This is a genomic window from Nocardiopsis sp. CA-288880, from assembly GCF_050955985.1.
Taxonomy (GTDB): domain Bacteria; phylum Actinomycetota; class Actinomycetes; order Streptosporangiales; family Streptosporangiaceae; genus Nocardiopsis; species Nocardiopsis tropica.
This window is the reverse complement of record NZ_CP192105.1, coordinates 3,216,314-3,229,177: the sequence shown is the minus strand read 5'-3', so window position 1 is coordinate 3,229,177 and position 12,864 is coordinate 3,216,314. Positions and strand designations below refer to the sequence as shown.

The window sequence follows — 12,864 nt, the reverse complement described above, 5'->3', positions numbered from 1 at the left end:
GCCCCCGCCCGCCGCACCCGGTCCTCGCGGAGCGGGCGCGGCGGGCGCCGCGGGGCGTCCGGGAACAGACAGCCCCCGATGACGCGGCGGGCCCTCTGCCATCGGCGCGCAGGGCTCAGGCGTCCCGGCGGGTGAAGGCCGCCGCCGCCACCGCCACGGACACCGCGGTCCACACGGCGATGACGAGCAGCGCGGGCAGGGTGGGCAGGAAGCCCTCCGTGCCCGGGACGGCCATACCCGCCACGCTCTCGGACGCGGCGCCGACCATGTGCCGGGGGACGTTCTCGCTCCACCAGGATCCGAAGAACCGGGCCCCCACGACGGGCAGCGTGCTGAGGAGGACGACGAGGCCGAAGGCCCCCGGCGCGCTGCGCAGCACGACGGCCGCGCAGGCGGCCAGCAGGGCCTGGGAGAACGCGGACACCGGGATGTAGAGGAGCACGGCGCGGAGCATGCCGGGGTCCGAGAGGCGGACGGTGGCCTCCCCCGCCGCCGCCAGGGCCGCCTGGGTGAGGGCGAAGTTGGCCAGGGAGACCACGAGTCCGCACCCGAGCGCGAGCACCGCGACGACGACCAGCTTCGCCGCGAGGACGCGCCCGCGGCGCGGGGTCGCGGCCAGGGTGAGGGCGACCGTCCCGTTGCGGTGCTCGGAGGCGACGACGTTGGCGGCGAGAGCGGCGAGGACCCACACGCCGAGCGTGCTGCCGAAGAAGATCACGCTGTAGCGGCCGTCCTCCTGTTCCCGGGCCATGGCCGCGGTGTCGCCGAACACCGCCATCAGCAGGGTGATGCCGAGCGTCAGCACGACGGCCACGCCCAGGATCGTCCGGTTGGAGGGCAGTGCCCAGAACTTGGACCACTCCGATCGGAGCGCCGCCGCGAACCCGGGGGCCCGCCGGCCGGTCGCGGGAGCGCTCGGCCCGGTCGCCGTCGTCATCGTGTTCTCCTCGTGGGTGCGGGGCGGTCGGCGCCGCGGGGTCATCGGGAGCCGACCGGGGCGAAGCGGTGCACGGCGGTGTCGCCGGTGAGTTCCATGAAGACGTCCTCCAGGCTGGCGCGCTCCTGGACCAGGGCGTGCAGGGTGACGCCGTGGCGGGCGGCGATCTCGCCCACCCGCGCCGCGTCCGCGCCGAGCACGGTCAGCCCCCCGCCGGAGGCGTCGCGCTCGACCGCCAGACCCGCCTCGTCCAGGACGGCCGCGAGCAGGTCCCGGTGCGGGGTCGCAACGGCCACCCTCCCCGTGGCCCCGTGCCGGATGAGCTCGTCCGTCCCCTCCTCGGCGATGAGCCGCCCCGCGCCGATCACCACGACCCGGTCGGCGGTGTCGGCCATCTCGCTCATCAGGTGGCTGGAGACGAGGACGGTGCGCCCCTCCGCGGCCAGGCCCCGCAGCAGGGTGCGGATCCACCGCACCCCCTCGGGGTCCAGGCCGTTGACGGGCTCGTCGAGAACGAGCGTGCCGGGGTCGCCGAGCAGCGCCCCGGCGATGCCCAGGCGCTGGCGCATGCCCAGCGAGTAGCTCGAGACCCTGTGCCGGGCGGCGTCGGCCAGGCCGACCGCCTCCAGGACCTCGCCCGTCCTGCGGGCCGGCAGGCCGCCGGCGCGGGCAAGCCACCCCAGGTGGGCGGCGCCCGTCATGCCGGGAGGGATGGCCCCGGTGTCGAGCAGGGACCCTACCTCGCGCATCGGCTCCGTCAGGTCGCGGTAGCGGCGGCCGTTCACCAGCGCGCGCCCTTCCGTGGGGCGCTCCAGGCCCAGCGCGAGCCGCATCGTGGTCGACTTGCCTGCGCCGTTGGGCCCGAGGAAGCCCGTGACCTGCCCTGCCGGGACCGTGAATGAGAGTGCGTCCACCGCCTTGCGCCCCCTGTACTCCTTGGTCAGTTCCTCGACCTCGATCACGCCGCCTCCGGATGCGAGTGCTGTCCCGGCCCCTCGTGGACCGGCTCGCTCCAGGCAACCGTCGGGGGCGGTGGACCCGCGAGCGCACAAGGTGGTCACCCCTGTCGACGAAAGTTGTCTTCCGTCCCCGGCCGCCCCCGACCGTCCCCGTGCGGGCCTACCGTGGGGGCATGGTCGACACGGAGGGGGCGGACACGGCCCCGGTGGCAGGGGCCGTGGTGCCGCGGTCGGCTCCGGCGCGACGCGACGCGGGCCTGCGCAGGGCGGCGGCCGTCGTCCTCTCCGCGGTCGCCGTGGCCAACGGGCTGTTCTGCCAGGCGATCATGCCCGGCGCCGCCCCGGGCACGGTGGCCCTCGGCGTCGCCGTCATGGTCGCCGCGTCGCTGGCGGCGCCCGTGGCACGGGCGGAGCCGCTGACGTCCGTCCTGGTCACGGTCGCCGCGAGCGTCCTGCTGGTCGCCCCCGACTCGGTGTGGCGCGACCTCTCCCACGAGGGCGGCCTCGTGTGGCCGCTCCTCGCGGTCGCCTGGTGCAGCACGGTCCTGGTACGCGAGGGGTGGGCGCCCCGCCATTTCGCACTGGGCGGGGCGGCGCTGGCCGGCTACGTCGCGGTCACCACCGCGGTGGCCCTGCCCGCCGGCGGCCCCGTCCTGGTCACGGTGCTCAACGCGGCGGCGCCCGTCCTCGGCGGCGCCTCCCTCAGCCTCTGGGCAAGGCTGGCGGAGGCGCGCCGGGACCGGGCCCTCCAGGAGGAGCGGGAACGGGCGCTGCTCACCGACCGGGCCCGGGCCGACGAGCGGCGGCGCCTGGCGGCGGAGATGCACGACGTGGTCTCGCACCAGGTGAGCCTGATGGTGCTGCAGGCCGGCGCGCTGGCCGTGGCGACCTCGGATCCGGGGGTCCGCGAGGCGGCCGACGGCATCCGCGCAGCGGGTAGCCGCGCGATCGAGGAGCTGCGCGGGATCATCGGGGTTCTGCGGGAGGACCGGGCCGCGGACGCGGAGCACCCGGACGCGTTCCCCTCCGGCCCCGTGGAGCCCGGACCGGACCCGGCCGTACTCGTCGGCGAGGCCCGGGCGGCCGGGGAGCGGGTGGAGCTGACGGTCTCCGGGGCCCCCGCCGGAACGGCCCCGCACACCGCCCGCGCGGTGTACCGCATCGTGCAGGAGGGGCTGACCAACGCCCGCAAGCACGCTCCGGGCTCCGATGTCGGGGTGGACCTGCGCTACCGCCCGGACGCCGTCGTGGTCGAGGTGGTGAACTCCGCTCCCGTGGCCGCGCCCGACCCCCTGCTCGCCGGGGGCGGGGCGGGTTCGGGGCTGGAGGGTCTGCGCCAGCGCGTGGACCTGCTCGGCGGGACGTTCGCGGCGGGGCCGGACGGCGGCGGGGGGTTCAGGATCGGTGCGATACTGCCGGACGGGGACAGCGGCGAGGACGGGGCGGGTGGTGTTCCGTGATCCGGGTCGTCGTGGTCGACGACGAGCCGATGGTGTGCGCGCACCTGCGCACGATCCTCGGTTCGGCGGACGACATCGAGGTGGTGGGCCAGGCCGGGGACGGCGCGGAGGCGGTGGAGTCCGTGGTCCGGATGCGCCCCCGGGTCGTGCTGATGGACCTGCGCATGCCCGGGGTGGACGGCATCGCCGCCATCAGGCGCATCACCGCGCTGGCGGACCCGCCGGTCGTCGTGGCGCTCACCACGTTCGACGACGACACGCACGTGGTCCGCGCTCTCAGCGCCGGCGCGATCGGGTTCCTGGTCAAGACCACGCCCGCGGAGGACCTGGTCAACCTCGTGCGGGTGGCCGCCGACGGGCACACGGTGATGTCACCCGTGGCGGCCCGCCGCCTGCTGGGCGCCTCGGCCGGCGACCGCGTCCGCGCGGAGGGCGCACGCGCACGCGTGAGGGGGCTGAGCGTACGGGAGCGCGAACTCCTGGGCTGTCTGGGGGAGGGCATGTCCAACGCCTCGATCGCCGCCCGCCTGTTCCTGTCCGAGTCGACCGTGAAGAGCTACGTGTCGCGCATGCTCGCCAAGCTCGACTGCGAGAACCGCACGCAGGCCGGCCTGCTCGCCCACGAGGCGGGCGTCGCGGCCCCGCCCCCGCCGTGAGGTGGCCGGGGCGGGACCGACCGGGGGCGCCGGTTCAGGGCCGCGCGGGCTTCACCGTGCAGGCCTGAGCCCGGGCGGGCACGGGGACGGCGCCCCGCCGCCGCCCGACGGGGCCGCGCCGGTCCCGACGGCGGTGAGGTCCCCGCGCCCGCCGCACCCGGTCCTCGCGGAGCGGGCGCGGCGGGCGCGGGCCCGTGTCAGTGGTCGACCGGCAGGTCCTCCGCGCCGGTGGCCCACTCCGTGTCCGGCTGTGTGCCCAGGACGTGGGTGAGGGTCCCTCCCCCGGTGGTGAACTCCTCCGGGAGCCACGAGCGCCCGTACGGCTCGCCGTCCAGGCGCACCGAGTCGATGTAGACCGCGTCCGGACCGGCGTTGCGGGCGACGACGGTGATGGGCGGTCGCCCCCGCGGAGCGATCCGCGCGTACGGGAACACGGGGCTGGACAGCAGCAGTTCGCCGCGTCCGGGCGCCTGCGGGAAGAGCCCCAGGCTCGCGAAGACGTACCAGGCGGACATGGTCCCGAGGTCGTCGTTGCCCGGGAGCCCGCTCGGCCCCGTCCCGTACTGGGAGGCGGCGATCTCGCGCACCGTCTCCTGGGTCTTCCACGGTTGGCCGAGCGCGTTGTACAGCCAGGGGGCGTGGATGCCGGGCTCGTTCGTGGGGTCGTAGCGGAGGGGGTCGCCGCCGCCCACCGACCACTCGCCGCCGGGGGTGCGGAAGAACCCGTCCAGGCGTGCGGCGGCGGCCCCGCGCCCGCCCATCGCGTCGGCCAGGCCGCCGACGTCGTGCGGCACCATCCAGGTGTAGGTGGCGCTCGTGCCCTGGGCGAAGCCGGTGTCCCGGGCGGGGTCGAACGGGGTCACCCACGAGCCGTCGGCGTCGCGCGCCTGGACGTACCCGGCGCCGGGGGTCGCGCCGGGGTTGAACACGTTGCGCCAGTACCCGCCGCGCTCGGCGAAGGCGGCGGCGTCGGACCCGCGTCCGAGCCGGGCCGCCCACTGGCCCAGGGAGTGGTCGGCGACGGAGGCCTCCAGGGTCTCGGCGGCCCCGCCCCAGCAGTGGCAGTCGTCCTGGGGCGCGTAGTGGAGTTCGAGGTAGCGCTCCAGGTGCGGCCGCTGGCCCTCGCACTGGCCGGGGCACCCGGCGTCGGACAGCCCGTCGGGGTGCGGCTCGGTGGCCTGCGCCCGCAGCGAGTCGTAGGCGGCCCCGGAGTCGAAGCCGTCCACGCCCATGGCGGCGAACGTGGCCAGGGTCGCGGCGGAGGGGTCGCCCGTCATCACGTGGGTGGGCCCGTTGATGTGGACCCAGCGGTCCCACACCCCTCCGTTCTGCTCGGAGAAGTTCAGGAGGGACTGGGCGAAGTCGCCGGCCACCTCCGGTTCCAGGAGCGCCAGCAGCTGGATCTGCGCACGGTACTGGTCCCAGCCGGAGAAGTTCGTGTACTGGGCGCCCTGGTCGCCGACGACGCGGTGGGGGTCGCCGTCCATGCCGGGGTAGCGTCCGTCGACGTCGCTGACCAGGTTGGGCTGGAGGAGGGAGTGGTAGAGGGCGGTGTAGAAGGCGGTGAGCCGGTCCTCGGCGCCGCCGCCGACGCGGACGGTGCGCAGGCGCCGGTTCCACGCCTCCTCCGCCTCCGCGGCGACCGCGTCCACGTCCGCGCCCTCCCCGGCGGGGATCTCGGCGGCCAGGTTCTCCTCGGCCCCTTGCGCGTCCACGTAGGAGATCCCCACGCGCACGCCCACGGTCGCGCCCTCCTCGAAGCCGACGTAGCCGCCGGAGCCCGCGCCCCGGCGGGCGGCCCTGTCGTAGCCCTCACCGCCCGACGCGGTCGTGGCGCCCTCCCGGAGTTCGCCGTCCTCCCAGGCGCCGACCTCGGTGAACGGGGTGTCGAAGTGCGCGGTGAAGTGCAGGCGGTAGTACGACCTGCGGTTGTTCTCCCCGCCGTTGGCCCGCTGCCCGCAGAAGGCGCCCGTCAGCACGGAGCCGGACACCGTGCGCGCCTCCTCGTCGATGCTGATCTCGGCGTCCTCGCTGCCGTTGAGCGAGTTGGAGGTGCGGAAGAGCAGGTTCGCGGGGACGCCGTCGGGGAAGGCGAACTCGCCCGCGCCCGCCCGGTCGGTGACGGACAGGTCGGTGCGCACCCCGTTCTCCAGGGTGACGGTGTAGCGGCCCGGGGTGGCGGACTCGTCCGCGTGGTCGAAGTCGCTCGCGTAGACCTCGTCCGCGCTGTCCGCGCTGGGCGAGGTGTCCACGGGCACGGTGACCGGCATGATCGGCACGTCCCCCGCCGCTCCGGGATGGCATCCGGCGCCGTTGACGTGCGTGAGCGCGAACCCCCGGACCCGGGTGGCGTCGTAGGCGTAGCCGTTGGCGGCCCCGGTGTCGGTCTGGTCGCCGCGGGTCGTGGTGGGGCTCCACGAGACCATGCCGAACGGCCGCACCGCGCCGGGGTAGGTGTTGCCGCCGCCGGAGGTGCCGATGAACGGGTCCACGTACCGTGCGGGCGAGCCGACGGCCGAGGGCCCGGGCGCCGGGGCGGCGGTCGCCGGGACGGGGAGGAGCAGGGCGGCGCCCACGGCCAGGGCGAGGACCGGGGCGAGCGGGCGCCGTGGGCGGCGGGCGCCGCGGGGGGCGGCGGGCCCCGTGCCGCGGGTGTGTGCGGGGGAGGTCATCCTGGGCTGGATCCTTACGCGGGGGTGACGGACGGCTCCGGTGAGTGTGCCCCACGGGGGCGCGGACGGACCAGACCCCGTGCCGTGAGTTGGCGCGGTCTTCGCCGCCCCGTGGCCGGGGCGTCACGGACGCCTCCGGTCCGCCGCCCGCGCGTCACGCGGGCGGCGGACCGGAGGCGTGGCCGGGCGCGGGGCCGCGGCCGGGGCGGGGTTCGGGCCCGCCGGGAGCCGCCGAGGCCGAGTCGGTCGCGACGGACTCGCAGGAAGGGCCGGTCGGCGACCGGCGACGAGCCCGCGGCGGGATCCGGCGACGGGTCCGCAGGACGGGACGGGAGGGACGGGCCCGCGGGGCGGGCCCTGGAGGAGCGGTCCCGGGAAACGTCCGGGAGCCGTACCGCGGGGCACGGCCCCCGGGCGCCGCTCTTCCGGGGGTGGTCGGTGTCAGCGCACGTAGCGCGGGTTGCTCACACCGCTCTCGTGGTGCAGGCGGTCCAGTGCGGTCACGTAGTAGGTGCGGTCGCCCTCCGCGGAGGGCGCGGTGAAGACCGTCTCCCGGCCCTCGGCACGGACCGTGCCGACCATGGAGCGCGGGTCCTCGATGCCGCACGCGGTCCCGTCCCTCCCGGGCGGGCCGTCGAAGGCGTAGACCGCGTAGTAGGCGGGGTCCTGGCCGCGCCCCGGCCGGATGGTCAGCTCGGTGCCGCCGTCCCCCCTCACGGCGCTGGCGACCACGGGCTCGGCCGGCGCTGCCCCTCCGAGGTCCTCCTTGACGGGGACCAGGGCGGGGTGGGCGTAGTGCTCGTCCACCACGACGTCCATGCCCGCCCGTGCGTTGGTGGCCAGCGAGGTGGCGCTGAAGTAGACGTCGCCGTGCACGCCGGGGCGGTCGCGGTTGAACTCCAGGTGCCGGGCGAGCTCGCGCGGGTCGGACCAGGCTCCCGCGTTGCCCGCCTTGTAGGCGGCCTGGCCGATGTAGAGGTGGGTGCCGGTGCCCTCCGCGACCTCCTCCCACCAGGGGACCAGCACCGCGTAGTCGGCCACCGGCAGGCCGATCTCCCAGTAGACCTGCGGGTTGATGTAGTCGAGCCACCCCTCGGTGACCCACTTGCGGCTGTCCGCGTACTGGCCGTCGTAGGACTGGGAGCCGTTGGTGTCGGAGCCGTCCGGGTCGCTGGAGGCGTTGCGCCAGATCCCGAAGGGGCTGATGCCGAACTTCACGTGGGGCTTGGCGGCGTGCACCGCCTCGCTCATGCCCTGGACCATCAGGTCGACGTTGTTCCGGCGCCAGTCCGCCACGTCGTCGAACCCGCCGCCGTGCTCGGCGAAGGTGTCCCCGTCCGGAATCGTCTGCCCCGCCACCGGGTAGGGGTAGAAGTAGTCGTCGAAGTGGACCCCGTCCAGGTCGTAGTTCTCGACCGAGTGCATCATCGCCTCGATCACGAACTCGCGGGCCTCGGGGACGCCCGGGTCGTAGTAGAGCCTGCCCCCGTACTCGAAGACCCAGTCCGGGTTCTGCCGGGCGGGGTGGTCCTCGACCAGCCGCGCCGGGTCGGCGTGCATGGCGACCCGGTAGGGGTTGTACCAGGCGTGGAACTCGAGGTTGCGGGCGTGGGCCTCCTCGACGGCGAACTCCAGGGGGTCGTAGCCGGGGTCGCCGCCCTGCTCGCCGGTCAGCCACTCCGACCAGGGCTCGTACGGGGAGGGCCAGAACGCGTCGGCGGTGGGGCGGATCTGCACGAACACGGCGTTGAGGCCGTCGTCCACCGCCCGGTCGTAGAGCGCGGCGAGCTCGGCCTGCTGCTCCTCGGGGCTGAGCCCCTGCTCGCTGGGCCAGTCGATGTTCTGCACCCCGGCGATCCACTCGGCGCGCATCTGCCGCTTGGGCGGGGCCTGGGGATCCGTCTCGCACACCCGGTCAGGGGCGCCCGTCCCGGTCCCGCGCGGGGCGGCGCCGGCCGGCGCGGTGGCCAGGGAGGTGGTGAGCACGGCGGCGAGGGCGCCGCAGAGGAGGGCCGTTCGGGGGATCAGAACCGCGGCCCGTGAGGGCCGGGACGCGGTGCGGTTCCGGTGCGATGGCGCCAACGTGGCTCCTTCCGACTTGTGTCCGCGCGGGCGGAGGGCGGGCGGGGGGCCGGTCGCCGCCCCGGGACAACTGTGCGCGACGGCCAGGTCGCTTTCAGAAGAGAACCTTCATGATTTGCCGAACGAAGGCAAGAGTCCTACGGGAGGTTGATACTCATATGAAAGAAAGAGCCTTATGGGCGTTCTGCCGCACCCTGCCGACCCGCCGTGTCGGCGGACGGGGGCGGCTCCGCCCGGGGGTCGTGCGGGTGCGGGCCGGGCCCCGCCGACCGGCGCGGGACGCCGCCGGGAACGGCCGCGGGCGGGCCCTCACGCGACGCCGTGGAACCGCGGACGGCCGCGGGCGGGCCCTCTTCGCCGAACCGCCGCGCACACCCTAGACTGCCCGGGATCCCGGACCTTCCGTTCCCCCGGGCGCGGGCGCCGGAGAGGGCGGGAACGACGTCCCGGGCGCTCCCGGGGCGCGGCGCCCGCCCTGCCGCTCCCCCTCCCGGCGGCGTCCCGCGCCGCACGCGGGACCGGTCCGTCCCCTCACCCCGTGGAAAGGGCCGTACCCGGTGGACCTCTTGCGCGTCGTCGTCGGCGCGGGCATCTCCGTGCTCCTGTCCTACAGCCTGCCGTGGGCCCGCCGCACCTGGTGGCGGGCCGCGCTGGTGGCCCTCGCCTTCGGGCTGTACGCGCTGGCGCCGCTCCTGCCCGGCTGGGGGCCGGCGCTCCTCCTGCTCGCCTGCCCCGCCATCGCGGTCGCCCTCGCCCGCCTCGCCAGGGAGGACGAGAACGCCCAGACGTCGCCGACCCTGTTCAACGACCGGCCCGGGCTCGTGCTGTGGCCCCTGGGCGCGCTCGCGGGCGTCTGCCTGGTCGGGGCCCTGGTCCACGACGCGTCCGGCTCCGTCGCGCTCGCGGCCCGGCTGTTCGGGGACGACCGCCTCTTCGTCGTCGTCGCCGGGTTCGTCCTCGCGACGTTCATCGGCGGGGAGGTGGTCACGCACCTCCTGCGCCCGTTCACGAAGGTCCTCGACGAGGAGGAGGGCGCGGAGATGAGGTCGCTGAGGGGCGCGGGAGCGGTGATCGGGTGGCTGGAGCGCTCGCTGATCTACGCCTTCGTGCTCGCCGGCCGCCCCGAGGGCGCGGCCCTCGTCGTGGCCGTCAAGGCGCTGGCCCGGTTCCCCGATCTGCGGGCCCACCAGAAGGGCTTCGCGGAGTACTTCATGATCGGCTCCCTGAGCAGCCTGGGGGTCGCGGCCTTCGTCGGATTCGCGGCCCTCACTATAATGTCGTGAGACGGGTGCGACGCCGCCCGACTCAGGAGGGTGTCTGTGTACCTCAGAGAACACGACCTCGTCAAGAAGGTCCTGTCGCTAGGACTTCCCGAACACGACTTCGTCATCGCCGGCAGCGGCCCGCTCCTGGCCCACGACCTCCGCTGGGAGGTCGGGGACATCGACGTCGTCGCCCGCGGGGCCGCCTGGGAGAGGGCGCTGACCCTGGGCGAGCCCGAGGACGCACCCTTCGGCGACGGGGTCCGCCGGGTCCTCCTCTTCGACGACCGGGTCGAGATCCTCAACGGGTGGTTCCCCGACATCTGGACGGTCGACGAGCTGATCGACGGCGCCGAGGTGATCGACGGCCTCCGCTTCGCGGTCCTGGACAACGTGCGGGTGTGGAAGACGCTCCTGGGCCGGAGCAAGGACCACCTCGACGTCAAGCTCATCAACGAGTACCTGGAGTCCGTCGCCCACTGAGGGCGCCTGCCCCCTGCCCGGAGCGCCCGCGGTGCCGACCCCGGCACCGCGGCCCCGGGCCCCCTCCGGGGCCTGCCTCCCTAGACGGTCGGCGCGGTGCTGGTCAGGAGCAGGCCGGCGCCGGTGCCGCGTCCCGCGCCGATCCCTCCCAGGCACAGCTCCTGGAGCGCCTCGCTGTCCTCCACGACGGCCTGGCCCGTGAAGTGGTACCGGGCGGGCCTGCCGCCCAGCCGCTTCCATTTGGCGGACGTCACCCTCAGCGCGCCCGCCGTCTTGGCCTCGATCCACTCCTGGAACTCCGACTCCTCCAGGGCGACCCGCTTGCCCCGCGGTCGCGGCTCGTCGGCGTCCGCGTCGGCCCCGCGCTGCCCGGTGGGCGCGGCGATCAGCTCCCAGCGGATGGTCTCGCCCTCGGTGTGGCGGGGCGGCGGCTGCATCGTCGCCGCGTACGCGCCGGGGATCTTCCCCCAGGCTGGGGCCGTGTCGGAGCTGACCACGAGCGTGGTCGGGGACACGCGCGCCCACAGCACCCGGGCGTCGGAGTCCGGGTCGGGGTCGACGGCCTCCCGTACGGACCGCCCCATGGACGCCCACTGGTCCATGGGGGTACTGCGCTTGGGGTTGAGACTGATGCGAGCCAGGTACAAGGATTTCCGATCCGGGTCTCGTCCCCGCCGGGGCGGGGCGTGTGTGCGGGCGCGGACGGCCGGGCCTCCCCCGTCCGCTCTGGATCCTTCACTGTACGAGGCCCGGACGCCTGTTCGTCCCGTTCACCGGGGTGGCGGCCCGGTCGTGGCGCCCCGGCCCCGCCGCACGGCACGGTGGTCCGCCCCCGCCCGGGCGACCCGGTTCTGGACGGCCCGGACCGGGCGGCCCGGTTCCGCACGGCCCGGTCCGGTCCTCACGTCCCCTGACCGCTCCGCCCCGCGGGCGTCCAGCCGAGCAGGGGGCCCAGCCGTGTGGCGGTGTCGGTGAGGATCTGCTCGTAGTCCTCGTACTCGAACGTGAAGGGCAGCGCGAACACGACCTCGTCCACCTGCTGGAACCCGGCGTGCTCCGCCAGCGCCTGCGCGATCCGCTCCGAGCTCCCCACGAGGTCCGGGGCGAAGAGGAGGCGCCCCGGCCCCTGCGGCGCGGTGGTGCGCGCGAGACGGCCCCGCGCGTACTCCTCGTACTTGCGGCGCTGCGCGGGCGTGGCGCTGTCGGTGGGGACCACCACGAGCCCCTGCGAGACGCGCGCCCGCTCCCCGAGCGGGTGGCGCTCGCGGAACCGCAGGATGTGGGAGCGCTGCACGCGGGCGAAGTCGTCGTCCTCCTCGGCCCGGACCACGCTGCTGGTCAGCAGGTTGAGCCCCTGCTCCCCCGCCCATTCGGCGGAGGCCAGCCCGGCCGCCCCGTACCAGACGCGGCCGGCCAGCCCCGGCGAGTGCGGCTGGACGCGCCGCGAGTACGTCTCGATGCCCTCCCGGCCGGAGAACGTGCTGACCGGTTCGCCGCGCAGGTTGTGCAGGAGCCGGGACAGGCGCGTGCGGCCGAAGTCCTCCGCGTCCCAGCTGTCCGGGTAGAGGTGCTGCTTGATGTGGTCGTAGTGGGTGGGAGGCCCCACGCTGACCCCCGGGTTGAGCCGTCCGCCGCTGAGGACGTCGACGGTCGCGAGGTCCTCCGCCAGCCGGAACGGGTTCTCCAGTCCGAGCGGGATCACCGCCGTGCCCAGCTCGATGCGGGAGGTGCGCTGGGTGGCCGCGGCCAGGACCGCGACGGGCGAGGAGATGCCGTGCTGGAGGTGCCGGTCGCGCAGCCAGGCGCTGTCGAAGCCGAGCCGCTCCCCGAGTTCGATCATCCGGAGCGTGTTCTCGTGGCCCGCGGCGGGTTCGTCCTCGTCGAACAGGCCGATCGTGAGGAATCCCAGCTTCGAGAGGGGGCGTTCCGGGACGGTCATCGCTTCCACCGCACTTTCCCTGTCTGGACAGTAGGAAGATCCTAGGCAACCGGCCGCCCCGACGCCCCGTGCGCGACCGTCGCGCGTCCGGTGGGATGGGTCACGCGGCCCGGCCGCGCGGGGGTGCGCAGGCCGCCCGCGCGGTCGGTCCGGGGGCGGCCGCGGCGCCGGAGCCCGGCCGGGACAACCGCCCCGGAAGGAGCGGGCACGCGGGCCGTCCGGCGCCGGCGGGCGGATCGGCGGGCACGGGGAATGCCTTCCCTCCGCCTTTTCCACCCCTCCCCTTTCGCCGTTTCCCCCGCCCCGTTCCAGGAATGCACCGGAATCCACGCGTGGCCCCGCCCGGACCCCCCGCCCCGTATCCGGAAAGAACGCGTGGGAGCCCGGGCGCCTTTTCCGCTCTTCCCGCCGAAC

The 12,864-nt window shown here is 75.2% G+C and carries 10 protein-coding genes; 4 read left to right on the top strand and 6 right to left on the bottom strand.

Going from position 1 to position 12,864, the window contains the following annotated elements; genetic code table 11:
- Nucleotides 1-115 precede the first annotated feature (115 nt).
- Entirely contained in the window at nt 116-937 is an 822-nt protein-coding gene (locus ACQPYD_RS13780; RefSeq protein ID WP_433701386.1) for a hypothetical protein, read from the bottom strand.
- Between the two features lie 41 nt (nt 938-978).
- On the bottom strand, nt 979-1,899 hold the full coding sequence (locus tag ACQPYD_RS13775) for an ABC transporter ATP-binding protein (RefSeq protein WP_433701384.1): 921 nt from the start codon (nt 1,897-1,899) through the stop codon (nt 979-981).
- A gap of 170 nt (nt 1,900-2,069) precedes the next feature.
- Between ACQPYD_RS13775 and ACQPYD_RS13770 the strand changes: the two genes are divergently transcribed.
- Both ACQPYD_RS13770 and ACQPYD_RS13765 read left to right on the top strand, forming a co-directional pair.
- A complete protein-coding gene (locus ACQPYD_RS13770) occupies nt 2,070-3,356 on the top strand; it encodes a sensor histidine kinase (protein ID WP_433701383.1) in 1,287 nt (428 codons plus the stop codon).
- Nucleotides 3,353-4,012 (top strand): response regulator transcription factor, encoded by a 660-nt coding sequence (locus ACQPYD_RS13765; protein ID WP_433701382.1) that lies wholly within the window; start codon nt 3,353-3,355, stop codon nt 4,010-4,012. Before ACQPYD_RS13770 ends, ACQPYD_RS13765 begins: the two co-directional genes overlap by 4 nt.
- Nucleotides 4,013-4,209: 197 nt before the next feature.
- Here the strand turns inward: ACQPYD_RS13765 and ACQPYD_RS13760 are convergent, their stop codons facing one another.
- On the bottom strand, nt 4,210-6,684 hold the full coding sequence (locus tag ACQPYD_RS13760; protein ID WP_433701381.1) for a GH92 family glycosyl hydrolase: 2,475 nt from the start codon (nt 6,682-6,684) through the stop codon (nt 4,210-4,212).
- Nucleotides 6,685-7,125: 441 nt separating this feature from the next.
- A complete protein-coding gene (locus tag ACQPYD_RS13755; protein ID WP_433701379.1) occupies nt 7,126-8,766 on the bottom strand; it encodes a glycoside hydrolase family 10 protein in 1,641 nt (546 codons plus the stop codon).
- A gap of 557 nt (nt 8,767-9,323) precedes the next feature.
- On the opposite strand from ACQPYD_RS13755, the gene ACQPYD_RS13750 reads away from it, so the two are divergent.
- Both ACQPYD_RS13750 and ACQPYD_RS13745 read left to right on the top strand, forming a co-directional pair.
- Nucleotides 9,324-10,049, top strand: coding sequence for a hypothetical protein (locus tag ACQPYD_RS13750; RefSeq protein WP_433701378.1), 726 nt, complete (start codon nt 9,324-9,326; stop codon nt 10,047-10,049).
- A 36-nt stretch (nt 10,050-10,085) separates the two neighbouring features.
- Nucleotides 10,086-10,511 carry a hypothetical protein gene (locus tag ACQPYD_RS13745; RefSeq protein WP_433701377.1) on the top strand — a complete coding sequence of 142 codons (426 nt, stop codon included), beginning with the start codon at nt 10,086-10,088 and terminating at the stop codon, nt 10,509-10,511.
- A gap of 80 nt (nt 10,512-10,591) precedes the next feature.
- Here the strand turns inward: ACQPYD_RS13745 and ACQPYD_RS13740 are convergent, their stop codons facing one another.
- The gene (locus ACQPYD_RS13740) at nt 10,592-11,158 is read right to left on the bottom strand and encodes a type I-E CRISPR-associated protein Cas6/Cse3/CasE (protein WP_433701375.1); all 567 of its coding nucleotides are present in this window, start codon (nt 11,156-11,158) and stop codon (nt 10,592-10,594) included.
- Nucleotides 11,159-11,412: 254 nt separating this feature from the next.
- A complete protein-coding gene (locus ACQPYD_RS13735) occupies nt 11,413-12,450 on the bottom strand; it encodes an LLM class flavin-dependent oxidoreductase (protein WP_433702042.1) in 1,038 nt (345 codons plus the stop codon).
- Nucleotides 12,451-12,864: the final 414 nt, after the last annotated feature.